This window comes from Bacillus sp. JJ1609 (assembly GCF_036967045.1).
GTDB lineage: Bacteria > Bacillota > Bacilli > Bacillales > Cytobacillaceae > Mesobacillus.
The window spans coordinates 13230-37121 of record NZ_JBALSS010000020.1; the positions used below are offsets into that span (position 1 = coordinate 13230).

At 38.7% G+C, this 23892-nt stretch carries 28 protein-coding genes; 23 read left to right on the forward strand and 5 right to left on the reverse strand.

All coding sequences use genetic code 11. The annotated features are described in order from the left end of the window. Window positions 1-627 precede the first annotated feature (627 nt). Window positions 628-2745, reverse strand: coding sequence for a transglycosylase domain-containing protein (locus tag V7654_RS15300; protein WP_335431404.1), 2118 nt, complete (start codon window positions 2743-2745; stop codon window positions 628-630). 234 nt (window positions 2746-2979) lie between these two features. On the opposite strand from V7654_RS15300, the gene V7654_RS15305 reads away from it, so the two are divergent. The 5 genes from V7654_RS15305 (at window position 2980) to V7654_RS15325 (ending at window position 6194) form a co-directional block, all read left to right on the forward strand. Then, window positions 2980-3513, forward strand: coding sequence for an RNA polymerase sigma factor (locus V7654_RS15305; protein ID WP_335431405.1), 534 nt, complete (start codon window positions 2980-2982; stop codon window positions 3511-3513). Further along, window positions 3500-5008, forward strand: coding sequence for a hypothetical protein (locus tag V7654_RS15310; protein WP_335431407.1), 1509 nt, complete (start codon window positions 3500-3502; stop codon window positions 5006-5008). Before V7654_RS15305 ends, V7654_RS15310 begins: the two co-directional genes overlap by 14 nt. An 18-nt stretch (window positions 5009-5026) precedes the next feature. After that, a complete protein-coding gene (locus V7654_RS15315) occupies window positions 5027-5200 on the forward strand; it encodes a hypothetical protein (RefSeq protein WP_335431410.1) in 174 nt (57 codons plus the stop codon). Beyond that, window positions 5197-5442 (forward strand): hypothetical protein, encoded by a 246-nt coding sequence (locus tag V7654_RS15320; RefSeq protein WP_335431412.1) that lies wholly within the window; start codon window positions 5197-5199, stop codon window positions 5440-5442. The genes V7654_RS15315 and V7654_RS15320 overlap by 4 nt, the downstream gene beginning before the upstream one ends. A gap of 149 nt (window positions 5443-5591) precedes the next feature. Then, window positions 5592-6194 carry a GNAT family N-acetyltransferase gene (locus tag V7654_RS15325; RefSeq protein ID WP_335431414.1) on the forward strand — a complete coding sequence of 201 codons (603 nt, stop codon included), beginning with the start codon at window positions 5592-5594 and terminating at the stop codon, window positions 6192-6194. Between the two features lie 145 nt (window positions 6195-6339). On the opposite strand, the gene V7654_RS15330 is transcribed toward V7654_RS15325, so the two are convergent. Further along, a complete protein-coding gene (locus V7654_RS15330) occupies window positions 6340-6507 on the reverse strand; it encodes a hypothetical protein (RefSeq protein ID WP_335431415.1) in 168 nt (55 codons plus the stop codon). 125 nt (window positions 6508-6632) lie between these two features. Between V7654_RS15330 and V7654_RS15335 the strand changes: the two genes are divergently transcribed. The 4 genes from V7654_RS15335 to V7654_RS15350 all read left to right on the forward strand — a co-directional run bounded on the left by V7654_RS15335 (window position 6633) and on the right by V7654_RS15350 (window position 9877). Then, window positions 6633-7250 carry a histidine phosphatase family protein gene (locus tag V7654_RS15335; protein ID WP_335431416.1) on the forward strand — a complete coding sequence of 206 codons (618 nt, stop codon included), beginning with the start codon at window positions 6633-6635 and terminating at the stop codon, window positions 7248-7250. 285 nt (window positions 7251-7535) lie between these two features. Beyond that, entirely contained in the window at window positions 7536-8474 is a 939-nt protein-coding gene (locus V7654_RS15340; RefSeq protein WP_335431418.1) for a magnesium transporter CorA family protein, read from the forward strand. Between the two features lie 100 nt (window positions 8475-8574). Continuing rightward, window positions 8575-9705, forward strand: coding sequence for a stage II sporulation protein P (gene spoIIP, locus V7654_RS15345; RefSeq protein WP_335431419.1), 1131 nt, complete (start codon window positions 8575-8577; stop codon window positions 9703-9705). Continuing rightward, entirely contained in the window at window positions 9698-9877 is a 180-nt protein-coding gene (locus V7654_RS15350) for a hypothetical protein (protein ID WP_335431420.1), read from the forward strand. Before spoIIP ends, V7654_RS15350 begins: the two co-directional genes overlap by 8 nt. A 66-nt stretch (window positions 9878-9943) precedes the next feature. On the opposite strand, the gene corA is transcribed toward V7654_RS15350, so the two are convergent. Then, window positions 9944-10894: a magnesium/cobalt transporter CorA gene (corA, locus tag V7654_RS15355; RefSeq protein ID WP_335431421.1), complete on the reverse strand. Its 951-nt coding sequence runs from the start codon at window positions 10892-10894 to the stop codon at window positions 9944-9946. A 287-nt stretch (window positions 10895-11181) separates the two neighbouring features. On the opposite strand from corA, the gene V7654_RS15360 reads away from it, so the two are divergent. After that, entirely contained in the window at window positions 11182-11565 is a 384-nt protein-coding gene (locus V7654_RS15360) for a VOC family protein (RefSeq protein ID WP_335431422.1), read from the forward strand. A 199-nt stretch (window positions 11566-11764) separates the two neighbouring features. Beyond that, window positions 11765-12313 carry a GNAT family N-acetyltransferase gene (locus V7654_RS15365; RefSeq protein WP_335431423.1) on the forward strand — a complete coding sequence of 183 codons (549 nt, stop codon included), beginning with the start codon at window positions 11765-11767 and terminating at the stop codon, window positions 12311-12313. A gap of 143 nt (window positions 12314-12456) precedes the next feature. Here V7654_RS15365 and V7654_RS15370 read toward each other — a convergent pair whose 3' ends face one another. After that, entirely contained in the window at window positions 12457-13137 is a 681-nt protein-coding gene (locus tag V7654_RS15370; RefSeq protein ID WP_438825312.1) for a glycosyltransferase, read from the reverse strand. Between the two features lie 119 nt (window positions 13138-13256). On the opposite strand from V7654_RS15370, the gene V7654_RS15375 reads away from it, so the two are divergent. The 7 genes from V7654_RS15375 (at window position 13257) to V7654_RS15405 (ending at window position 18720) form a co-directional block, all read left to right on the forward strand. Continuing rightward, window positions 13257-14069: a hypothetical protein gene (locus V7654_RS15375; protein ID WP_335431424.1), complete on the forward strand. Its 813-nt coding sequence runs from the start codon at window positions 13257-13259 to the stop codon at window positions 14067-14069. Between the two features lie 149 nt (window positions 14070-14218). After that, window positions 14219-14488, forward strand: coding sequence for a hypothetical protein (locus V7654_RS15380; protein ID WP_335431426.1), 270 nt, complete (start codon window positions 14219-14221; stop codon window positions 14486-14488). 134 nt (window positions 14489-14622) lie between these two features. Then, window positions 14623-15579 (forward strand): phosphotransferase enzyme family protein, encoded by a 957-nt coding sequence (locus tag V7654_RS15385; protein WP_335431428.1) that lies wholly within the window; start codon window positions 14623-14625, stop codon window positions 15577-15579. A gap of 64 nt (window positions 15580-15643) precedes the next feature. Then, window positions 15644-16054 (forward strand): NUDIX hydrolase, encoded by a 411-nt coding sequence (locus V7654_RS15390; RefSeq protein ID WP_335431429.1) that lies wholly within the window; start codon window positions 15644-15646, stop codon window positions 16052-16054. 16 nt (window positions 16055-16070) lie between these two features. Then, complete coding sequence (locus V7654_RS15395) at window positions 16071-16895, forward strand: aminoglycoside phosphotransferase family protein (protein WP_335431430.1); 825 nt, start codon at window positions 16071-16073, stop codon at window positions 16893-16895. A gap of 174 nt (window positions 16896-17069) precedes the next feature. Beyond that, entirely contained in the window at window positions 17070-17303 is a 234-nt protein-coding gene (locus tag V7654_RS15400) for a hypothetical protein (protein ID WP_335431431.1), read from the forward strand. Window positions 17304-17454: 151 nt separating this feature from the next. Beyond that, complete coding sequence (locus V7654_RS15405) at window positions 17455-18720, forward strand: MFS transporter (protein WP_335431432.1); 1266 nt, start codon at window positions 17455-17457, stop codon at window positions 18718-18720. Between the two features lie 69 nt (window positions 18721-18789). On the opposite strand, the gene V7654_RS15410 is transcribed toward V7654_RS15405, so the two are convergent. Beyond that, the gene (locus tag V7654_RS15410; protein ID WP_335431434.1) at window positions 18790-19290 is read right to left on the reverse strand and encodes a hypothetical protein; all 501 of its coding nucleotides are present in this window, start codon (window positions 19288-19290) and stop codon (window positions 18790-18792) included. A 417-nt stretch (window positions 19291-19707) separates the two neighbouring features. On the opposite strand from V7654_RS15410, the gene V7654_RS15415 reads away from it, so the two are divergent. The 5 genes from V7654_RS15415 to V7654_RS15435 all read left to right on the forward strand — a co-directional run bounded on the left by V7654_RS15415 (window position 19708) and on the right by V7654_RS15435 (window position 23694). Next, window positions 19708-20262, forward strand: coding sequence for a short-chain dehydrogenase (locus tag V7654_RS15415; RefSeq protein ID WP_335431435.1), 555 nt, complete (start codon window positions 19708-19710; stop codon window positions 20260-20262). 84 nt (window positions 20263-20346) lie between these two features. Further along, window positions 20347-21237, forward strand: a complete 891-nt coding sequence (locus tag V7654_RS15420; protein ID WP_335431437.1) for an aldo/keto reductase — start codon at window positions 20347-20349, stop codon at window positions 21235-21237. 136 nt (window positions 21238-21373) lie between these two features. Then, entirely contained in the window at window positions 21374-21943 is a 570-nt protein-coding gene (locus V7654_RS15425) for a glycerol-3-phosphate acyltransferase (protein WP_335431439.1), read from the forward strand. Between the two features lie 53 nt (window positions 21944-21996). Further along, window positions 21997-22305 (forward strand): phage holin, encoded by a 309-nt coding sequence (locus tag V7654_RS15430; protein WP_335431441.1) that lies wholly within the window; start codon window positions 21997-21999, stop codon window positions 22303-22305. A gap of 390 nt (window positions 22306-22695) precedes the next feature. Beyond that, window positions 22696-23694 (forward strand): NAD(P)H-dependent flavin oxidoreductase, encoded by a 999-nt coding sequence (locus V7654_RS15435; RefSeq protein WP_335431443.1) that lies wholly within the window; start codon window positions 22696-22698, stop codon window positions 23692-23694. The last annotated feature ends 198 nt before the right edge of the window (window positions 23695-23892 follow it).

The following is a 23892-nucleotide window of genomic DNA, read 5'->3' on the forward strand; positions in this document are numbered from 1 at the left end:
TGGTTACCTGAAAGAACCAAATATTGGGAAAAGAGGGCACCAATAAGCTCTCTTGATTACCTGAAAGAACAAATGTTGGAAAAAGAGGGCACCAATAAGACCTCTTTGTTACCTGAAATAACCAAATATTGGAAAAGAAGTCACCAATAAGCTCTCTTGGTTATCTGAACGAACAAATATTGGAAAAAGAGAGCACCAATAAGTCCTCTTGGTTACCTGAAAGAACCATTAGGAAAAGAGGTCACCAATAAGCTCTATTGATTACCTGAACGAACAAATATTGGAAAAAGAGGTCACCAATTAGTGCTTTTAGCTACCTAAAAAAGGGGCCTGTTACTTGGAGTGGAAGGCGCATAGACTCCGCCGAAAATGCTAACACATTTAAAGCTGGCAGTTGGGTTTTTCCATAATTCTTCCGCGGTAAGCGAAGCGCCTGGAACGGAAAGCAACAGCCCCATTTCTCCTCCAAACAAAAGAAAGACTGTAAACAAGCCCGATTTTTATCGAGTTTGTCTACAGTCTAAGAGCAGCCATTTTTGGCTGCTCTTTATCTGTTTACTGCCCTTGCCAATCCCTTAGTTTGTCTACAGTCTGAGAGCAGCCATTTTTGGCTGCTCTTTATCATGTTTACTGCCCTTGCCAATCCCTTAGTTTGTCTATGACCTTATCGCCAACTCTGCCGGCGTCTTCCTGCATTTGGTCTAAGACCTTCTTCCATTTTGGAGCTTGCTCTTTTAATCTTTCTTCAACCTGGCCTGCCCGCTCCTTCAATTCCTTCTCAAGCACAGTCGCTTTTTCTCTGATTGCTTGTTCTGTTTCTTTATAATCGATCGTTTTGCCAGATATGCGAGTATTTACCGATTCGACATCGAATTCCTCAGGCTTGATATGGGGAACAGATTCTTCCATAATCGCACGAAAAATCGGAACAACATCCTTGGAACTGCTGCTTGACAGATAATGTTCGCGATCTGTCTTATCATAACCGAGCCAGACTGCACCAACCAGGTTTGGCGTATAGCCAACAAACCATTGATCCTTCGTTCCGTCAACGTCTGAGTAAGGAAGCTGCGTAGAACCCGTTTTTCCTGCGATTTGGGCATCCTTTAACTTTGTACCTTTCCCAGTACCAGTCTCAACGACATTCAGCAGCATTGAAGTCATTTCATTTGCAACTCCCTTTGATGTGACCCGTGTGGTAGCTCCGTCATGCTCAGCAATAATTTTGCCAGTAGGACCAACTATCTTTGTAATTATATGAGCATCATGCCGCTTGCCGCCGTTAGGAAAAACAGAATAGGCTTCCGCCATTTGAAGAGGGGAGACACCATTATGCATTCCGCCTAAAGCCAGTGCAAGATTTTGGTCCTCCTTTTCAACCTTGATGCCAAACCTTCGCACTGAATCGATTCCCTTTTCGAGGCCGATTTCATTTAACAGCCAGACTGCCGGCAGATTGATTGACTTCTCAATCGCCTCATACATCGGGACTTCCCCCTGGTAGGTGTCAGAGAAGTTTTTTGGACTGTAGTTTTTAAAGTCCATCTTCTTATCTACAAGCATTGAATCGTAATCGTAGCCTTCCTCAAGTGCAGGTGTATAAACAGCCAGCGGCTTCATTGTGGAGCCAGGCTGTGCCTTTAAGTGGGTGGCCCTGTTGAAACCTCGAAACACTTTTTCACCTCGGCCGCCAACCAATGCGCGTACACCGCCGTTACCTGGGTCAAGCAGGACCGAGCCGCTTTGTACGAGTACGTCGCTTGCACGGTCAGGAAACAGATAGTCCTGTGTATACACCTTTTCAAGACTTATTTGAAGGTTTTGATCCAATTCTGTATGGATACGGTAGGCCCTCGTCATAATTTCATCCTGCGTAAGGCCGTATCTGCTTGTCGCTTCATCGAGAACCGCGTCAACATAAGATGGAAACTTGCGGTCCGCAAGGCTGCCACCGCCATCTTCAAGTTCGATTTTCTCTTTTTTAGCCTTTTTATATTCTTCATCAGAAATCATATTTTGTTCTTTCATCTTTGCCAAAACGACGTTCCTTCGTTTCATTGCACCATCATAATTATTATATGGATCTAATGCTGAAGGGGCATGAAGCAGGCCGGCAAGCATCGCCGCCTCACTGATCGTCACATCCTCAACATCCTTGGCGAAGTACTTTTTACTTGCGTTATTAATCCCGAAAGCACCGCTGCCGAAATATACCTGGTTAAGATACATTTCAATGATTTCTTCCTTAGTATATACCTTTTCAAGCTCTACAGCTAAAAATAATTCTTCTACCTTTCGCTTGTACGTCCGTTCAGGTGACAGTAGTGCGTTTTTAGTTAACTGCTGTGTAAGCGTACTGCCGCCTCCAGTGATCCTGCCTGCAAATAAATTCCCAAAGAAGGCTCGTGCAATACCTTTAATATCAAACCCACCATGCTTATAAAAGCGTTCATCTTCAATCGCTACGACGGCATTAGGTACATATTCTGGAATTTCATTAATTGAAATTCCACCAGTCCTATTTGTCGCAAGCTTGCTTGCTTCATCGCCATCCTTGTCATAAATGACTGTTGCCTGGCTAAGACCATCCTTTAATGATTGGACATTGGCTCTGCTTGCAATGAATGCAAACCAAAGAATGGAAAGTAGTATAAAAACTAATAAGATTAATAACAAAATTTGTGTAAGGTGGCGTCTTTTCCAAAATCGGACAACAGCCTCCCAAAATCGTTTCAATAAATGCATAGTCGATCTCCTTTTAATATGAAGCTTTTGTGTAGCCTTCTCTGCTGGTAAAATAAGGTTATAAACCGAATTTATCTCTTTATTATAAATGATTTTCCCGTTTCAGCAAAAGCGGAAGCCTTTCTACCAAATACTGCTTTGATATTTAGTATTTGTAAAAAACGAAAAAAATTTAAGTAAAACTGAAACAAAAATTGAATTTGGGCGACTTATTACGGAATGGGGGAGTGATATGTGGAAGACAGCAGGCTTACTATAAATGAAATTTATGATCTTTATCATCGGGATGTCTATCATTTCGCGCTATATTTTACAAACAACAAACAGGAAGCAGAAGATATTACACAAGAAACATTCATTAAAATCATGAAGTCGATTTCAAGTCTGAAGGATCCAGAAAAGCTGAAGACTTGGATTCTTTCCATCGCCAGAAATACGGCAATGGATTTACACCGTAAAAGGAAGTTTGTGAGCCTCTTTCCTGAATGGATATTTGATAATGAGAAAGACAGTGTCACCCCTGAAGAAAAGCTTATTCGAAAAGGAGAATGGACTGAGCTTCAGAACGCTTTGTTGAAATTAAAACAGCATTACAGGACAGTTGTTATTTTACGAGGGTTAAAGGAACTTAGCATTAAGGAAACTGCTGATATTCTTGGCTGCAGTGAGACCAAGGTCCGGGTGGATTATCATCGGGCGCTAGAGCAATTGAAAAAACAGGTTTTAAAAGATGAGGAAGGGTGGGAACTGAAGGATGGACAATCGTAAACATGCGTCGTTTGACCAAAGATTCCTCGCGCCCTTAAAGAACCGGCAAGACATTGAGCCAGATGAAAACTTTGTAGAAAAGCTCAGGGCTGAAATTACAGAGGGACAAAATCAGGAAAAACTGAACATCAAACCTAAATGGCAATGGCCGATTCTTGTGCCAATGGCAATGGCTGTAATGGTATTCTCCGTTTTGGCTGCATCATTCATAGGGGTAAATTCAAATCAAGAAAAATCTAAAATCGCTGATAAAGCAGAAGTAATTAGCGAAGATAACGATAAAGACAAAAGTGCTAATGAAAAGGAACGAAATATTGATAAATTATTTGCCAATAATGATGCTTACCAAACCATCTATCAACAGGTGTTCAAAATTGTTGGCGGGCAAACACCAGGAAAGGAGCTCATTTATTATTTCGATGCTTTGAAAAAGGGAGATCAGGATTATCTTAAAGAAAAATTAACCTTTGAAATTTATGACCAGCCGATTGAGGAAGTAATTAAGTATTATCAAAATGCAGATTTTTCGACTCTCGCATTAGAAACCATTTATCCAGACGACAGCGATATCTTAAATGTTAGTTACTCCTATACTGATTCAGAAACAGGCAAAAAAGTACGAAGACGTTTGTTAATTCACAACTGGGACTCAAAGGACCTAAAAATTAGTGATGCTGTCTCTCCAGCTGATATCAACGAGGAAAAAGATCAATTGGTGAAAGAAAAGGTGGAATTTATAGAGAAAGCTTTCAAAATAGGCTTATCAGAGGATGCAGCTAAAGAGGTATTTGGTTCAAAATTCAACGAGTTTGAAAACGCGGATGCTGAGGATGGCACAAAAAAGTATTGGACTTATCAATATTTGGTCGAGCCAGGGACAATCAGCAACCTGGAACATGATTTTATGGTAGACTTTCCAAGCCTTGTAAACCAAAAAATCGGTGTACTATTTTCAATTGGCTGGTCACCAGATAATAAAGCTTTGAAAATGTCCATCTTCTATACTCAGAAAGGGAAGGTGATGATAAAAACTTTAAGACCCGACGGAACGTTGACTGAAATGGAACAAAAAGCAGGCGAAATCATTTATGACACGACAGCATTCCAGCTGACTGAAGCAGAAAAAACTGCTTATAACTGGTTTAAACTCGATCATGATTTCGATAGCTTAAAAAAACTCTCTCCAATAAGTATAGCAAAGCTGTACGTTCAATCAGGCATTGATGGAGATGCAGAAACGGAATATGCATTATATACGACAAGACCAGAATATGTTATGTGGTCAAAGGAAGAGCATATTAAATTCAGCGATAGTGATCGAACAACTGCTGCACAAAAGCTGTCTGCTCTTGGTGGCATCCAGGATGGAAAGTTTGTTGAAACAAGCGATTTTGAAGGGTATATAAGCTTTGAAAATGCAAATGGTTCTCAAGGGTTTAGGATGATAAAAGACCCAGATGGTATATGGAAGGTCGCCTTCATGGCAATCCAATAAAAAATTAGGAGGAAGCGAATGAAAAAAATACTCATCAGTGGGCTTGGATTGGTCTTGGTTGTTCTGCTGGCAGGCACAAAATCGCTGTATGTTGAAGGGGCAGAGCTCATAGTGATTATCGCTGCTATAACCTGCATATCAGTAACATTTAGTTATTTTACGAATCACAATGGTCTTATTAAGAAGTGGTGAGCACAGCGGTAATAGGGCTATGCTGGATTTTCGGTGCTGCAGACATTGCGATTGACCACTTTCTTTACTTCTTGCCAACTGGTTACGAAGACGGGGCACCATTATCACTTATTTTCAAACTCAAAGAATACAATGATGATTTATTCATTGCAAGTCTCATAAGCATGGCTGTAGTGCTTATTCTTACTCTTTCTTTTTCTAAGCTATTATCTATAGCTAAGGATACCCCTAATAATATTTGACGAAATAATCGACAGTTAACATTATAATATTATGTTAACTGTCGAAAAATACGAATCATTGACTATTTCGGCAAACCCCAATGGAAATTATTGCATGTTAGCTGTTTATTAAGCTATTATAGTTTAAAAATCATTGGGGGTGCATTCATTTGGAAGTCTCAGAGATTTATAGTGACTTACCGATTTTAGAAACCGAAAGACTTTTACTGAGAAAAATAACTGATGAAGATGCAGAGGACATGTTTGTATATGGTTCAGATCTAGAGGTATCAACTTATGTAACTTGGAGCCCGCATCAAACATTGTCGGATACGAAAGAGTTTATCGATTTTATCTTAAACCAGTATGAGGCTGGAAGAATTGCCCCTTGGGGTATCGAGTATAAAGAAACAGGAAGATTAATTGGTACGATTGACTTCGTCTCATGGAATACAAATCATCAATTTGCTGAAATTGGCTACGTAATTGCCCGGGATTTTTGGGGAAAAGGTGTTACAACAGAAGCAGCGAAGGAACTGATCCAATTCGGTTTCGAAAAAATGGATTTAGTCAGGATACAGGCAAAATGCTTCTTGGAAAACATCGGATCCGAGCGAGTAATGGAGAAGGCTGGAATGAGCTTTGAGGGCATTATTAGGAAAGGGATGCTCATCAAAGGGAAACATTGGGATTTGAAGATGTATTCTATCCTGAAGGAAGAGTTTGAAATTAATAATATTACCAAAAAAATAGATGTTCAGTCTGTGATTTAATCAAATGTAAAAAGGATGAAACCTGAATGATTCATCCTTTTTTCCACCTTTACCAGCCTGCAGGAAGCATTGCTACTGGTGTCAAGAACACTTTGTAAGTATAACCGCCATCCTTTGTACCTGTTGGCCAAAATGATGTAACCATTTAGATGACCTTAATGGTATTGTCCTGTGAAAATTCCGTGACATACACGATTCTGTCAGCCATGATGCCAATCTGATCTTCAGTCCAAAGAATTCTGTCTGCCATCCCGCCAATTTGATCTACTGTATATAAGACGCCGTTCAGGCTCTGTGTATGAATCCGCGCCAATTTGGCCAACTTTTACAACAACGTCTGCAGCTGTAGATACTGCATCTGCCTTTTGCTGTGGAAGTCCCATAGCAATTAAATATTTAATAGAATGAGAAATTCACTAAAAAGAGGAGGGCAATCTTATGCTGAAACTATATATAACAAGGCACGGAGAAACGGTATGGAATGTTGAAAAACGGCTACAGGGATGGAAGGATTCATCATTAACGGAAAGTGGAGTTCAAAATGCTATCGCCCTTGGACAAGCTCTAAAGACGACCGTATTTGAATCGGTGTATTCAAGCCCAAGTGAACGAACTGTCCATACAGCAAAATTGATTATGGGTGACCAGGAGATCCCATTTCATTTGGAGCAAAAGTTAAGAGAGATTCATATGGGTAATTGGGAAGGCCGTACCCACGCTGAGGTTGCTGAATTGGATACAGATTCGTTCCACTCCTTTTGGAATACTCCTCATTTGTATATTGCTGAAAAAGGTGAAAGCTTTCTGGAGGTTCAGCATAGGGTAGTGGAAGCAATCAATGAAATCAAGAATTTACATCAAACTGGTAATATTTTATTGGTTACCCATACAGTGGTCATCAAATGCTTGCTTGCCTTTTATAAAAATCTCCCGCTGGAAAAGTTATGGGAGCCACCGTACATTCATGATACAAGCCTTACTGTGATTGAAATCAGCGAAGAGCCCAAAATTCTACTCGAAGGTGATATTTCCCATCGGAAGGTGGCATTCATTTAATCCATTACATAAGCTAATTAGAGACAAGACGGATGTCCAGTTCCTGACTTTTTTTGCAATATGTTTAAAGAAAATTAGGATTGTGCTTTTTAGCAAGCAGGGGTAAGATGTAAGAGGTGAAAAAAGAGAGGAGTTGGTATTGTTGGGTTATTCAATAGAGCCTGATCCCGAGAGGCGCGGGGAAGTCGATCATCTCTTAGAATTGATATTATTGAATGCTGCAAAACTATCAACTCTTGTAAAAGGTAGTTGGCTTCCTCAATAAGAAATGAGGAGGTTTGTAGAATGCTCGAGATTTTTAAAAGCAATGAAGAGAGGCAGCTGGAATCGGTAGAGGAAATCTCAAAAGGCTGCTGGGTGAACATGGTACACCCTATTGAAGAAGAAATCACAAGGGTAGCTAATGAAACTGGTATTGCCATTGATTTCATCCGTGACGCACTTGATGATGAAGAGCGGCCGAGGATCGAAAAGGAAGATGGCAATGTTTACATCATTGTCGACTATCCATACATTACACACGATGAATCTGGATTTCCAATTTACGAAACGATCCCAGTCGGAATCGTCCTGACTACAGGCTGCATTATTACAGTGTCTTTAAAAGAGACTCCGGTATTGAATGAATTTAGAAGCAATAGAATGAAGGAATTCTTCACATTCAAAAAGACAAGGTTTGCGCTGCAGATTCTATATGTCATTTCCATCTATTATTTACGCTATTTGAAACAAATCAATAAAAAGACCAATGAAATAGAGCGAGAGCTCCATCAGTCAATGAAGAATAAAGAACTGTATGCGTTCCTCGCACTGGAAAAAAGTCTTGTGTACTTTACGACTTCCTTGAAGTCCAATAAAGTTGTATTGGCGAAAATCATGCGTTTCAATTACTTAAAGATGTATGAAGAAGATAAGGATTTGCTTGAAGATGTCATTATCGAAAATACACAGGCGATTGAAATGGCTGAAACTTACAGCTCCATTTTAAGCGGGATGATGGATGCGTTTGCTTCTATCATTTCAAACAATCTCAACATGGTCATGAAATTTTTGACCTCCATTACGATTATTCTTTCCTTCCCTACCATGGTAGCCAGCTTTTTTGGCATGAACGTTGACTTGCCATTCCAACACCACCCCATGGCATTCTTTTTTGCCTTGAGCCTTGCGGTTTTTCTTGCTGGCTTAACTGCATTCGTGTTTTGGAAGAAGAAATATTTTTAACACTGAGCAGCGCTTGGACATCCTTGTCCAGGCGTTTTTTAGTCTAAAAACCTCTCTATTAACATATTAATTTGGTAAGCAAAATGATTAGGGTGATGCGATGAGTGCCATTTTATTGAATATTTATAAGAAGATGTTGAGCGGTATAATCATCATTGTTTGTACCTTGAGTTTATTTCTTCTAGCTGGATTTATTTCATCTTCAAATATTACTTTTTTTAAATTCAAGGTAAATGGAAATATCGGAGCCGATATTTTCCTTAGGATCATCAGCTATGAAAACCCATTGATTGGACATGCGTTAACAGGATCCACTCCCGATTTTTCTGTCATTTCAACAGGTTTCAAGCTTATAACGAATATAGAGATGAATGACCTGAGGAGCCTGGTAAGAAGTGAAATTCCTGGGTTCATGGCTTTTGATTCGAACTTCCTGATTGCAGATGAAGGTGTAGATTTTACAGATATACCGATAGAATCGGCTCCACCGATGGATGTTTTGCTGCAGGAAAGAAATATGGCGGCTAATGAACTGAAGGAGCTGAACAGCGGCAATGGACCAACTGGAGCTCCCCCTTCTGAAAAATCCGTCTTCATCTATCACACACATAGCTGGGAATCATATTTGCCCTTACTCGGGCTAGATGGGGCAGAGAATGAGAACAATGCGGTGGATGGAAAAACAAATATCACCATAGTAGGTGAGTTACTTGGTAAGGAGTTGGAGAGAAGGGGAATAGGTGCAACTGTTGATAAGACAAATATTGGCCAGGAGCTTAATAAAAGGGGATGGCTTTCCCCGAAATCTTATGATGTCTCACGAACTTTAGTTAAAAGCGCGATGGCTGGTAACGATCACCTAGAATATTTCATCGACCTGCACCGTGACTCTTTCAGAAAAGACTCCACAACGGCAATAATCAACAATAAACCATATGCAAAACTTGTTTTTGTCATAGGGGAAGAAAATAAAAACTTTCAGCGAAACGTAAAATTTGCCAATGAACTGCATCAGTTTCTGAATAAAAATTATCCTGGTATAAGCAAGGGAGTTTTGCCTAAAAAAGGGATAGGCGTAGACGGAGTGTACAATCAGGACCTAAGCGGAAACTCATTAGTTGTCGAAGTAGGCGGTGTAGATAATAATATGAAGGAGTTAAAAAATACAGTAGAAGCATTAGCAGAAGCGATCAGCCAACTCTATTGGAAGGCTGAAAAAGTAAATGGCTAATAACCTTGAGAAGTATTTATGGCTGATTTGGATGAGTTCAACTACATTCATATCCTATTTATTTTTGTCACTGACAGTTACGATTGCTTTTTTCCTGGCAGGCCTTGCCTTGGTCTGTAAAAGCCTGATTGATGACTATTTAGAAGTGAACGAGGATGGAACGAGAGAATAAAAACCAAAAACCATTGAGGTGCTTTTGGCGCACCTACAATGGTTTTTCATTTCAAAAGCTCTCTCGCTATTTAAACCAGCCCTTTTTCCTGAACCATAAAAACATTGTGAGACCAATGAAAGACATCGTGAACAAAGCACCGAAATAGCCATATTGCCAGCCGAGTTCAGGCATATTTTCAAAATTCATTCCATAGATTCCAGCAATGAAGGTAAGAGGCATGAAAATCGTTGTGATTACGGTAAGAACCTTCATAACCCTATTTGTTTCATGAGAATTCATGGAAAGGTAGCTGTCCCGAATATCAGTGGTAAGTTCGCGGCTGGCCTCAACTTTTTCTCCCAGCCTTAATAAATGATCATGAATATCAGCAAAGTATTCCTTTCTGGCCAAAATATCTGCCAGCCTGTGAGAATTGATCATCCGATAAACAAGGTCACGCATCGGAGTAATCGTATGCCTTAATGATAGCAGCTCATGCCTCGTATCAAATAAATCTTCGAGTAATTCTTCCATGGATCGTCCAGTTGAATTTTCATCTATCTCATTTAATAAATCCTCGATCTTATATACAAGCGGAAAATAATTATCTACAATTTTATCTATAACATGATAAAGGACAAGCGAAGGGTCCCAGTTACCAGGCGTTTTAGTCAGTTCAAGACGGCTCCATACATCATCGATTTCACGATTCATTTCCATATGAAAGGTAATGATGTAATTTGTGCCCAAAAATAAATCGACCTCTTCCTTATCCATTGAATCAGCATTAAGCGCCTGGACAACAAAAAAGTTATAATCATCGTAATAATCGAGCTTTGGCCGTTGAAGCGTGTGTATGCAATCCTCGATTGCCAAGGGGTGGAACCTGAGCGGCTCCTTCAGAAATTCTATTTCATCTGGAGTGGGCTCATTAAAATCAATCCAGTACCACCGATAATCACCTGATATCAATTCAGGTATACTCATGCCAGTCCTTATTTCATGTGATTGGCTAAATGCAATAGTTCGAATCATATCGTCTCCTGATTAGCTTTTTTTCTTTTATCTTATAAAAATTGGCGAATAATGAACAGCAAGAGCCCTTAAGGTTTCATCTCCCAATCAGTTTTCCTGCGGAAATGAAATTATTCTCATAGTTTATTACTATCTATTTAAAATCAAGAATAGCTGATATGATTATAAATGAAAATCAAATCAATTATTGTATGGTTCAGCTATAAAGACTTTTTTATTTATCACGATATTTTTTCCAGTAAATCACTTATCAATGCAACTGAGTGACCAATTAAGGAGGAAGAAAGATGCTGCATCACATAGAAATAAATGTTTCGGACTTAAGCAAAACGATAGAATTTTGGGAATGGTTTTTATCTGATTTGAATTATAAAAAATTTCAAAAGTGGGATAGAGGGATAAGCTGGATATTTGAGCATACATACCTTGTATTCGTACAAACAGAAGACCGATTTCTTGAATCAGGTTATCACAGGTCAAAAATAGGGTTGAATCACCTGGCATTCCATGCGCAATCAAGGGAGCAAGTGGACGAAATAACACTGAAACTGAAAGATATGGGTGTTCCTATTCTTTATATGGACAAGCATCCCTACGCAGGTGGCGAGAATTACTATGCGGTATTTTTTGAAGATCCAGATCGTATAAAAGTGGAGCTGGTTGCTCCTTAAAATAAACGGATCATTCTATCAATCTAAGTGTATAACTCTAACATACGGGAAAAGTAGAGCCCTTACATGAGCACTTTGTTCTTCTGTTAAATCAATATGTAGACATCCATTTTATCAGAGACTTTCTTTCAAAAATACAATACTAAACTCTTACATATTATTGTATAATCCTATAAAAAAATCGAAATGGGGAAAAGCGATGTTTTCATTTAAAGTCGATGAAGAAATCGAGATTGAATTAATGCAGCAGCATCACAAGGAAGAATTGTATGCATTGATCGATACTAATCGTGAACATCTTAGGAAATGGCTGTTGTGGGTGGATAAAAGAAAAGCTGCTGAAGACCTCGAACCGATCATCCCAATTTGGATAAGAAATTACGCTGATAATAATGGCTTTGATGCGGGTATTCGGTACAATGGAGATTTAGTAGGGATGTTAGGACTTCACTACATCGATTGGAAAAACAAGAGCACGAGCATTGGCTACTTTTTATCAGAAAATGCACAAGGGAATGGGATCATCACAAGATCGGTATCTTCCTTATTGGATTACTTATTCACTAATATGAATCTTAATCGGGTTCAAATTCAATGCGCCGTCAATAATGCCAAAAGTATAGCGATACCAGAAAAATTAGGTTTTTGCAATGAAGGGATCACAAAGGATGGACAATGGCTATATGACCACTATGAGGATCTTGTTACATACAGTTTATTAGCAGTCGACTGGAAAAATAAAAAGTAAGTGCACTCACTCGTCGGGTTTTACTTTCAAAATTCAAGTTCGAAAAGTACTAACAGATCACGTAATCATTTCCTATAGGAAAAGGGCACGGATATTTACCATTTCGTGCCCCTTTAAACGAAACCATCACAAATCTCTTTTTACTATTTTTTCTTCATCCCATGCTTCCGCTGGCATTGAAATTTTTCCGGAAACTGCTTTTTAATCCCTATTGATAAAGTATCAGCAAATTTTACCATGTGATCTTCACCCTGGTCATACGCACTAATATCTGCAGCCCAGTCTTTCTTCAATCGTGCAGTTACTTGATCAGTAACAAATTGCAGATGGATGTACAAATCTTCTTTTAGTTCTTTTTCGTTATAATTTGGGTTTGCACTGCTAAGGAATTGAACTATATCATCAGCATTTTTGTACCATTCAGTATTAAACTTTTTAAAATTTGCCTGATCACCAGTTTTCGCGGCTTCAACCAATTTTCCAGCAATGGCAATATGGTCCTTTAATAGAGCTCCTAACTTATTTCCCGCTTCATCACCGTAGTATGGCTTAATGGCATTTCCGATGTCCTCTTGATTTTTCATCAGCCTAGCAAGAACTTGATCCTGATCCTCCAGGCCAGCCAGGTTGCTTTTAATATAATCCCTCGTCCACATGACATGGTCAATCCAAAGCTTTCTCATTCCGCCCTTTAATTGTGCAACTGCGTGCCAGTTGCAATGTTGGTGTGCTCTTTCGTTTCCCTCAGCATTCGCTGTAATCTGGGGAAACCCAATACCAATGGCCAAAATAATCACTATCATTTGCAAAAATAGTTTTCTCACGATCTCGTCTCCTTTATGGTTAAAATAAACATTTGTTATTGTGTATTAAAATTTATATTTCATTCCCTAGCCTGCACATTTTTAATCGCTCCATCTTACAATAGAGAGGAGGGATCACAATGAATGTGAATGAAAAGTATTTTAGGCCATCAAAAAGTCCAGCACTTAATATAAGAAGATTTGTGCAAACAAGTTCACCTTTACAGTTGCAGGAACTGATAAAAAGCCCTTACGAGACAGTAATCCATTTCTTCAGTGTGATCCGTGAAGCAGAAAATTTGCTTCCAGGGAAAATAGGTGGGTGCGGTACGGTGGGAATGGCAAAAGAGCCTTTTCCAATCGCGTATCAATTTTTATCAAAAGATTTCCAGACAAAGTTAAGTTATAGTGACTTCCTTAAACTTTTCGAGGGAATAGGCCATATTAACTTACTGAAATTGATCCCTATAGCCGATAACCAGCTTTTTTATGAAATCGAAACCATAGAGGGGTCAGACAAACAAATCACCTATTTTGGTTATTATTATGGTTTTATTAAAACAGTGAAGGATTTGGATGGCTTCAAAATTGAGGAGATAACTCGTACAGGTGAGGACTTCCTGTGCGCTGCTTACCATGGGTGGGCTCATGATGCCGAGGCTAATGTCAATATTAGGTATGGTGAATGGTGTCACATGATTAAACAAAGTTATCCGATGGTAGAAAAAGACTTTATGAAATACTTTCGCTTTCTTGGTAACGATGGCGAGTACTATATGATTGTTTTTGTGGAACTGACAAATGGCACGGATGTGGAAATAGGACAGTTTGTCTGGAAGGCTGGCAAATGGGCAAAAATACTTTTAAATCCTGAGGATTGCATAAGCAGATACCAGATAATAAACCGTTTTTCGGAGACGATGGCAATGAAGTACTTAATCCAGGAGCTTTAAAACAAAGTACAATCCAGTAAACAAGAATAAAGCTCTTTTCATTTGTATAAAAAGAATATACTCATTATTACTTTTTTATAGACAAGTAACGCACAACTAAATATTTCGTCTACTTAAATACATTGAGCAAGTCAAATTACGGGATTGGAATGAAGAAGATGGTGTTTTCAATTGTTTTTCTTATTGGCATGGCTTTTCCTTTCATTTTCATTAAAGCAAAAGCAAAATGGCTCAAATGGCTGCCCGGAGTGATATTTTTTATTTGTACATTGGGGATGGGGGTAAAAGTTTTACTTTTTCCAGCCGCTGAAATGGCTGTGTTGGGCGAAATCATCTATACCATGCTGTTGGGAACGGCAACGCTTGGTAGTTTCATCAGCGGTGTAATCATATATTTCATGAAAAAGACTTCAATATAATTGCGGCCCATCTAAAGTGGCCGTTTTTTATTTGGCAATATGGGAAGGAAATGAGCTTTTTCAAAAGAATATATAAAGAATTAGAGGTTAGATAATTTATCGTTGAAAGGATATAGCAAATGATGCCTTTAACAGTGAGACATTCATTAGTGAGCAATAAGTACATTCAGGGCCTTTTGCAAGAATATGAATTTGGGACAGTGACAAGTTGTTCGTTTTTAACAAGAGGATTGAATGATACTTATAAGGTTGTTGCTGATAATAAAAAATACATTTTCCGGCTTTATCGAAACGGTTGGAGAACAAAATCAGATATCCTGTTTGAATTACATGCAATTAGCCATCTTTCCGAATTCGGATGCCCGGTGTCAGTACCTCAACCAAATAAAGCTGGTGAGTGGCTGATTGAAGTACCCGCTCCGGAAGGAATCAGATATGGTGCGTTGTTTACTTATTCAAACGGGGACAGACCAGAAATAAATCAAAAAAATTGCACTTTGATTGGAAAGGCACTAGGGAATATACATAAAGCTTCAGATGGTACACCATTTGACTCAGGCTATAATAGAACCTATGAAATAAACCTTGAACATTTACTGTATCAGCCTATGTTCTTGATTGCACCAATTATAGAAAAATTCGCAGGGGAAGATAGGTTACGATTTTTACAGCAAATAACTGATCGGATTGAATCGGATCTGTTAAGTGAAAATCTAGAAATTGGTTTTTGCCATGGAGATTTCCATAATTTCAATATGCATATAGATAACGATAGGATTGAGGCCTTCGATTTTGATTGCTGTGGAAATGGGTATCGTTCTTATGACCTTGCCGTGTTTTGGTGGAATCTAAAACAGAACTATCCTCATTTGGAACCCGATTGCTGGAAAGCATTCTTAGAAGGATATCTAAGCGAAAGAAACATAAACAATTCTGGACTTAAGCTTTTGCCACAGTTCGTTGCCTTAAGACGAATCTGGTTTCTTGGAACCTTATTAAGGAACGATGATGTTTGGGGTACCAATTGGATTAATAAAGACAATCTAGAAAAATTCCTTGCACAATTGGAGCTAGATGAAAAGGATTTTTAGTAAGTTCTGACGGGAGATAGAATACTGAGAGGTCATCAATAGATACCAATTACGGAGGATAACAATGGAAAGAGTAGATGTAGCATATGCTCTCATTTATTTAGAAGACGAAAAGAAGATACTGATGGTTAATAATGTTGGCAGCGGCTGGTCTTTACCTGGCGGGGCAGTTGAGCCTGGTGAGACACTGGAACAGGCAGTCGTACGAGAAGCAAACGAGGAAACAGGCTTGATTTTAGAAGCTGTTAACATTGTAGCAATCAATGAAATGTTCCAGGAGGATAAAGGTGTACATGCAGTATTTTTCACTTTCAATACAAAGATTATAGGCGGAGATATTGCCATTAACGATGCAGCTGAAATTTCGGAGATTAAATGGGTTGATTTGCAGACTGCGAATGCATTAATGCCATTCCATCCTGAAGGAGTAGAATTCTTGCTTCAGAGTTCGGCTCCATACCATTTTCAACAATAAAAATGAGGTTATAAGGATGAATATTGAAAACATCATTCTGGAATTAAAAAACAAAGAAATCGTCAAAGGTGATACAGATTTTTCTATGCTAAGTGGCGGAACGACTAGTGAGTTATTCTTGGTTCAATCTCGCTATGTAATTAAAAAAAATGAACCACAGGTGCTTGAGGCAGAAGCTATATTTCTCAAAGAGTACTCAGAGATTCATTTATTTCCAACACTTATATACCAGCAACCGTTAAATCATTACATAGTCTATTCTTTTGTTGAAGGCGAGACAGCATACCAGAGAAATAACAAAAGCGGAGTTTTGATTCAACTTGTACAAAATGTCTTCAATCAATATAAAATTGTCGAATCTACTGCAGGTTGGGGCTGGGCCGATGATCCAAGTAAATCCTGGACGGAGTTTTTACTCAAGAGAGCCCATGAAGCAAGTGACATACTCCAAAACTACCTTCAAGATGAAGATAGGGATTTTGTTTACACCTTGATTAAAAATCGAAAAAACGATAGTAATATTCAGCCAAATCTGCTTCATGGCGATTGTGGTGTGCATAATTTTATATTTGAAGAGAGCAAATTGACCGGTGTCATTGATCCAACACCGGTAATCGGTCCAAGACTTTACGACCTGATTTACGCATTCTGTTCTTCAACAGATGACCTGAAAATAGAAACGATTGAGGCCGCAGCCAATGCTCTCCTGGAAGATACCAAGAATTTGTATGAAAATGTACTGATAGGACTTTACCTTCGCATCGCAACTTGTATTAAACATCACCCTGGGGATTTTGATGAATATTTGAATGCATGGGAATATTGGAAAAGACAGATATAGCAAGAAAAAGGAACCTTCTGAATGATATTCCTTTTTCTTGCAGTATTTATTGCTCTGCATCATGTGCAGCCAGAGTCTCACTATAATCACGATAATGATAAAATATTAAAATTAGGGTAAAGACTTTAGGAGTTTGGTATTCTAATGATGTTAAACAAAAAGGAGGGAATAGGCATGGGAGAGTGTAAAATTGATCACAGCCATGAAGATGTAAAGAAGAAATACGAGTCCCAGATGGAATTTCTGCCTCAGGATATGAGTACTTTGTTCAACAAGTTTTTTAAAGAGGAACATACCCAGGACATATTGAATGAAGTATTTCATTTACTAAAAAAGTATGACCTTGTGACAGAGGAAGAAAAAAGCGAACGCAACAACAGATTATACTTAGTTTTAAACAATGTTTAAACAAATCTTCAAAGGGGCGAAACGCTCCTTTTTTTTGTGTAAATTTCAGAATTTTCTTAGTTTGAATTATCAATAAAATACCTATTGTCAGCCAAAACCAGAAGGAGTAAAATTAGGTGGATATTTCGAAATCCAAAATAATTTTACTATTTTGAAAGAAGAGGAATGTATGCAAAGTCCTTCTGAGATTATTAAATTGAATGAAAAGAACAGCATCATTAATGGTGTAGCCTCCACTATTGTCATGAGTATGAGTAATAACTATTTTGCGCTGTTTGCAATAGGTGTCCTTGGAGCTACGAATTACCAGGTCGGCTTGATCAGTTCATTGCCGCAAATAATTGGGATGTTCGCCATGATCCTCGGAACTGCCATCATGAGCAGACTTCAGGAAAAGAAGAAATTCACAGGACGTTCCATTTTTTTTACCCGCTTGTTTTTGATTGGCATGTTTTTTGTTATCTATCTGCCAGTCGAATATAGGGCATGGACGTTCGTATTGCTGGTTGGTTTAATGAATTTGCCTGGTTCATTCGCAATGCTTAGCTGGCAGTCCTTCATAGGAGATTTAGTATCCGACAGCAGAAGAAGCGGATTTTTCAGTGAGCGAAACAGAGTCCTGACAATTGCCGGCATGATCACGACACTAATGATCGGCATTGCTCTGAAATGGTTTGATAAAGTGAACCCGCTCCCGTACCAGATTTTATTTTTGATGGCGTTCGTGTTTGGTGTTGTGGAAGTTTTTTATTTAAATAGACATATAGAACCCCAGAGGGAATTAAAAACCGAAAAAAGTAAATTCAACTTCGGGTGGGATGCCTACAAGTACAAACCATTTATCTACTTTTTGATTTGCGGATTGTTTTTTAATTTTGCATGGCAGCTGGCATGGCCGCTGTTCAATATTTACAATATAAAGGTAGCTCATATGACCGGTTTCTGGATCAGCATCATCACGGTCGCCAATCAGATTGGCCAAATTATAAGTTTTAAATGGTGGGGAAGGATGGCTGACAAGCACAGCAATGCGAAAATGCTGGCAGTTACAGCGCTTGGAATGGCAAGTGCACCGTTCTTGACCATCCTATCAACAAATATGTATTATTTAACCTTTGTTAACTTTACATCAGGGTTATTCGTTTCTGGTACAGTACTTTTGCTGTTTAATCAGCTTCTTGAAGTCACAAGGGAGGAAAACCGTGGGAGTTTCATCGCACAGTACAATATCTTGCTTGCCATAATAGGCTTTATCGCACCTCAGGTTGGTGTATACCTGCTCCACCTTAGTTCGGTTGAAACAGCGATGAACATCGCGTCTGGATTGCGTGCATTAAGCGGCGGTGTTTTTCTATTTTTCTTCCTATATATGAAAAAGCAATATTTCACAAACAAGATCGCTGTACAAAGAACATAAAAGAAGGAGCCATAAATCTGGCTCCTTCTTTCTATATATGAAAATGTATATATCTAACATCTTTTTTTATCAGCTGCCTGCATTGTTTCTCTGTCGTTTTTGTATGGCATTCACTCCCATGACGACAGCAATCAGTTCTTCATTTGATAACAAATCTGTATCGTTTTTCAGCTGATAAGCAGGGGAAGCAAAGAAGCCGCTAAACCACTCAAATCTTGCAACAGCGACATCACCCTCTAAAATCTCGTATTCATTCGAAAAAGCCTCAGAGGTTATAGTAAAAACACCGCGGCCGTATGCATCATATTCAAATTTCTTCGAAAAAAGGGAGAACTTCGAACCGAGAGAACCCAACTCGTTTCCCTGACTGTCGTATATCCTCCATTTGATGCCCAACATCGGAAATTTTCCGCTAATCATTAATTCCCCGTTAGAATTAAGTACGTCTATTCCTGAACTGAACGCACTCCTTAAATCGAGCTCACCGACAATTTCCTTTGCTTCATTATAGATATCCGTTCTTCCAGCAGAAAAAAAATTATCTTTGAAATAAAGTATATTTTTATCCATCTTAGACCTGCCTCGCGAAATTTAAGTATTTTTTAATTACAAACATGAACCTTTTCGCGTTAACGAAGAGAATCGTATTAATGATATTATATAATAAAATAAGGAAATTCAGTTCTTAATAGGAAGAAAATTCAAATTCAACTTACACTTTTAAATAAGTTAGCTTTCGAGCAGTGAAAGGCCATCAATGGGAACTTAAATCCCATTTCCGGTATCTTTAAAACAAAGGAGAGACTCAAACTGGCATCATAATATTTATAGGATAGAATTTTGCTTGCATATGCTATTACTTTGTTAGCATTGACCGGTACAAATACTCACTGTTTAATTTTATAAATTTATTTTAAAAATACAGTAGTGGTTTAAATCACGAAATAAATTCATAGTGGGCTATTTGGATTATGAAGGGGGAGTGTTATGAACACGAGACATGCATTAGTGATTGGTGGAACTGGGATGCTTGCACCAGTCTCTTTATGGCTATTGGATCAAGGGTATATGGTGTCAGTGATTGGTCGGAATCCAAATCGTTTTGAAAGATTAAAAGAAAAATCGAGTCATACCGATATTACTCCGATAAATGTAGATTATCGAAATATAGGGGAACTTGAAAAAAGAATTGCCATGAGCATACAGAAAAATGGCATGTTGGATTTAATCGTAGCATGGGTGCGCACAGATGCAGAAAAGGCTCTAGAAACCACGATTCAATTAAATACAGTCCCTGGGTATACATGGGAATTAATACACATTCTGGGGAGCGGCCGGAATCTTTCCGAGACGAAAAAAAAGCTGCCCATTCCTGATGATTGTATTTATCGACAAGTGCAATTGGGATTTAAAATAGAAGGAAATCAGTCAAGATGGTTAACAAATGAGGAGATTTCTTCAGGGGTGATAGAGGGAATTCTTAACAGCGACTCTGTTCATATTGTCGGGATGGTCGAGCCATCAGAAAAACGTCCATTTTAGTGATATCATCTTGTTAGGGATATTAGTTGGGATTTGTTATAATCTATTGAAACAGAAGAAGACATACATACTGGAGTGATACCAATGAGAAAAGCACATGAAAAACGTAAGATTAACACCATGAATGAGGAAGTAACATTCATTGGGTTTGGCGCATTATCGATTGGACGAGACTGGGGATTGGCGGATAAAGAGCGTCCGGATGAAAAAGAAGCAGGCATCGTATTGAATTCGGTGCTCGATCTTGGAATCAACCTTGTTGATACAGCCAGTGCTTACCACCGGAGCGAGGAGCGTATCGGCAATTCGATTTCAAACAGGCGTAGTGAATATATTCTAGCTTCAAAATGCGGTGAACATAATGATGAACCTTCTACCTTCTACGATTTTTCCTATAAGGCAATCAAGGAATCTATTGATCGAAGTTTAACCTTATTGAAAACGGATGTCATTGATTTGATGCAAATCCACTTTGGACCAGAACCTGAAAAAGTGATTGCTGAGGGTGAGACAGTCAGAGCGATGAAGGATGCCCAAAAAGAAGGGAAAATCCGCTATCTTGGAGCCTCGATTGATGGCGAACTCGCAAAGCAATGCATCTTGTCTGGGGATTTTGATGTTATGCAGATGGAATATCATTTATTGAACCAGGAAAATGAAGATAACATCAAGCTTTGTGAAGAAAAAGGACTGGGAGTCTTAATCCGGACAGGACTTGGCAGAGGACTGCTGACATCCAAGGCGTTACAGGCAGAGTTCAAACCAGCAAAGCTTGGACAAATGCTTGAACTTGTCCATAATGATGGAGAGCTTCTCTCAACGCTGGCATTAAATTTCCTGTATGAAAACAAGGGCATTAGCTCTGTTTTAATCGGAACGAAAAACCTTGATCATTTCAGGAAGAATATTGAACTGCTTGAAAAGGAATTTGACAAAGAATTACTGGCACAGGCAATCATGATTGGAAAGAATTAAAAAAATTCCCGGCCTAATCCTCAGGCCGGGAATTTTTTAATGACATGAAGTCAAAAGGAGATAGTAATTAAAGGAATTAATTCGTTCATTGGCGAATAAACCTAAAATAATTAAATTGGACAGGTTGTGCAGAGATATGTTGATAATATATTTTCTCCTTGCTTATTTGATTGGCAGCTTGATGGCCGGATTTTTTGTTATAAAAATTCTTGGCAATAAGGATATCAGAGTGGAGGGAAGCGGGAATGTAGGTGCCAGGAATGCAGGAAGAGTGCATGGCAAGACATCTTTTGTCCTAACTTTCCTAGGAGATGCCTTAAAAGGAGCAATTGTCATTCTTGCAGGTAGATACTTTGACTTTACTGATGAAATGGTCCTGGCAGGGTTAGGATTTGCTCTTTTAGGCCATATCAAGCCAATCACGCTAAAGTATAAAGGCGGTATGGGAATTTCAACATTTATTGGAGGTATGCTTGCCTTTGAACCATTAGTAGCAATCGTCCTTATTGCAGGCTTTCTTTTGCTGTACCCTTTAGTAAAAAGCTTTACTTTCGCAGGCTTAGGGGCGTTCATTCTTATTCCATTCACTTTGTTTTTCCTTGAAAGCAGCTGGGGAATTTTTCTCATGTCAGGAATACTAGTTTTACTTATATTGTACGTACATCTGGAAGATATTAAAGAAAGATTAGATAACAATCCTAAATAATTTCCGTCATAGGCAGGACAAACGCTGACAACCATTTCATATGACTGCATATAGTGAAACAAGCAGACATTTTAAGAATGGAAGGAAGGGTTATTTTGATTAACTGGAGCGTGAGGTTAAGGAATAAAACCTGGGTAATCGCCTTTGTATCTCAGATTATGATTGTGGCGCAGATGGTTTTAGAAGGAATGAATATGCTGGGCTGGACTTCATTCAGCCTATCGGAACAGGTTCAAAACGATGTATTGATGCTGGTAAATGGTATCTTCATCATTCTCTCAATGCTTGGAATTGTTCAAGACCCCACTACTAAAGGGCTAAAGGATAGCGAACGGGCAATGACTTATAAAAATCCGAATTAAGTATATGCAAAATGTTTATCGATGACACATTTTGAGGTAAAAGAAAGAATAGGATAAATTATCCAATTCGAAAGGAGCCTTAATATGTGGAGCTGGATAGCAGTCTTGGTCTTGATACTTGCTGCTTTTTTGTTAATTGAAGAGTTAAGCCAATTTATTTGGCGCAGATATTTAAGAATTCCAACAGAAAAGAAGAGTACAAGATTGTCAGATTTTATGGCAAAAGCTAGAGTGTTTAGGCGAAAATACAGGAAGGATCCTTCGCATTAATGTGCAGGATTCTTTTTTAATATAATTTGCATGGTTTTATTATTGAATTTTAGGCTTGATTAAATTAAGATTAAGTAAGATATTCAGAAAATTTAGAAATGAATTAAAGGAGATGAATTTATGAAAAAAGCTATTCCGGAAAACTGGTGGAACCAGCTTAAAGTACCCGCAATCGCTGCACCGATGTTTCTTGTTTCAGGGCCAGATCTTGTAAGCACTTGCTGCAAGAATGGCGTGATTGGATCGTTTCCAGCTCCTAATGCTCGGCCAATAGAAGTCCTTGATGAATGGATGGGCAGACTGAATTCAGAATTGGAAGAGACAAGAGAAATGGAGCCTGACAGGATGGTAGCTCCCTGGGCAATGAATATAGTAGTACATAGCTCTTATAGCCGGCTTGAGGATGAATTAGAATTGTTGAAAAAACATAAGCCACAACTCGTCATTACATCTTTAGGCAGCCCAAAAAGGGTAGTGGAAATAGTGCATGAATATGGCGGACTCGTATTTTCTGATGTCAGCGATGTAAAGTTCGCAAGGAAGGCGGCAGAAACTGGAGTAGATGGTCTTATTTTAGTAGCCAGCGGGGCAGGCGGACATGCCGGGGAACTGAACAGCTTCGCATTTGTTGACTCTGTCCGGACATTCTGGGATGGAATCATTGTCTTGGCAGGTTCGATCTCAACTGGAAGAGGAATTTTAGCTGCCCAGGCTGCAGGGGCAGATCTCTCCTATATGGGAACAAGATTTATCGTTGCGACTGAAAGCATGGCAAATGATGAATACCGGAATATGCTAGTTGACTCTACCCAGGAAGATTTAATCTTGACTGATGCTTTTTCCGGGGTAAAAGCCAATATGCTAAAGCCAAGCATTATAAAGGCGGGCTTGGATCCAGAGAAGCTAGCGAAAAAAGACAAAGTTGATTTTGATGCGATGCAAAAGGACACAAACGCAAAAGCTTGGAAAGACATATGGTCAGCTGGACAGGGTGTAGGAGCCATTCAAAAAATCGAGTCAGCTGCCGAAATTATTGAGCAATTAGAAACAGAATATAATGAGGCCCTGAATAAATTAACCAATAATGCGAATAAATTGAATCCTTTTTCAATAAAATAGAAGTGCTCTCATCGGATGCTAATGTGTCCGATGATTTTTTATTAATGTCCATGTAATAGATTTATCTTAGTACTAATAAAACAAAAAAAGGAATCATTCAAGAAGAAAAATAATCAGGAGATTTTCTATGTTTAGCGTTTAAATATATAACATTATTGGCTGTTACTCACAATGGAAACAAGATAAATCGTTAAAACA

Coding starts and splice junctions, on each gene's coding strand:
- V7654_RS15300 (WP_335431404.1), bottom strand. CDS start 2,745: ATGCATTTATTGAAACGATTTTGGGAGGCTGTTGTCCGATTTTGGAAA.
- V7654_RS15310 (WP_335431407.1), top strand. CDS start 3,500: ATGGACAATCGTAAACATGCGTCGTTTGACCAAAGATTCCTCGCGCCC.
- V7654_RS15315 (WP_335431410.1), top strand. CDS start 5,027: ATGAAAAAAATACTCATCAGTGGGCTTGGATTGGTCTTGGTTGTTCTG.
- V7654_RS15335 (WP_335431416.1), top strand. CDS start 6,633: ATGCTGAAACTATATATAACAAGGCACGGAGAAACGGTATGGAATGTT.
- V7654_RS15340 (WP_335431418.1), top strand. CDS start 7,536: ATGCTCGAGATTTTTAAAAGCAATGAAGAGAGGCAGCTGGAATCGGTA.
- spoIIP (WP_335431419.1), top strand. CDS start 8,575: ATGAGTGCCATTTTATTGAATATTTATAAGAAGATGTTGAGCGGTATA.
- V7654_RS15350 (WP_335431420.1), top strand. CDS start 9,698: ATGGCTAATAACCTTGAGAAGTATTTATGGCTGATTTGGATGAGTTCA.
- corA (WP_335431421.1), bottom strand. CDS start 10,894: ATGATTCGAACTATTGCATTTAGCCAATCACATGAAATAAGGACTGGC.
- V7654_RS15360 (WP_335431422.1), top strand. CDS start 11,182: ATGCTGCATCACATAGAAATAAATGTTTCGGACTTAAGCAAAACGATA.
- V7654_RS15365 (WP_335431423.1), top strand. CDS start 11,765: ATGTTTTCATTTAAAGTCGATGAAGAAATCGAGATTGAATTAATGCAG.
- V7654_RS15375 (WP_335431424.1), top strand. CDS start 13,257: ATGAATGTGAATGAAAAGTATTTTAGGCCATCAAAAAGTCCAGCACTT.
- V7654_RS15380 (WP_335431426.1), top strand. CDS start 14,219: ATGAAGAAGATGGTGTTTTCAATTGTTTTTCTTATTGGCATGGCTTTT.
- V7654_RS15390 (WP_335431429.1), top strand. CDS start 15,644: ATGGAAAGAGTAGATGTAGCATATGCTCTCATTTATTTAGAAGACGAA.
- V7654_RS15395 (WP_335431430.1), top strand. CDS start 16,071: ATGAATATTGAAAACATCATTCTGGAATTAAAAAACAAAGAAATCGTC.
- V7654_RS15400 (WP_335431431.1), top strand. CDS start 17,070: ATGGGAGAGTGTAAAATTGATCACAGCCATGAAGATGTAAAGAAGAAA.
- V7654_RS15410 (WP_335431434.1), bottom strand. CDS start 19,290: ATGGATAAAAATATACTTTATTTCAAAGATAATTTTTTTTCTGCTGGA.
- V7654_RS15415 (WP_335431435.1), top strand. CDS start 19,708: ATGAACACGAGACATGCATTAGTGATTGGTGGAACTGGGATGCTTGCA.
- V7654_RS15420 (WP_335431437.1), top strand. CDS start 20,347: ATGAGAAAAGCACATGAAAAACGTAAGATTAACACCATGAATGAGGAA.
- V7654_RS15425 (WP_335431439.1), top strand. CDS start 21,374: ATGTTGATAATATATTTTCTCCTTGCTTATTTGATTGGCAGCTTGATG.
- V7654_RS15435 (WP_335431443.1), top strand. CDS start 22,696: ATGAAAAAAGCTATTCCGGAAAACTGGTGGAACCAGCTTAAAGTACCC.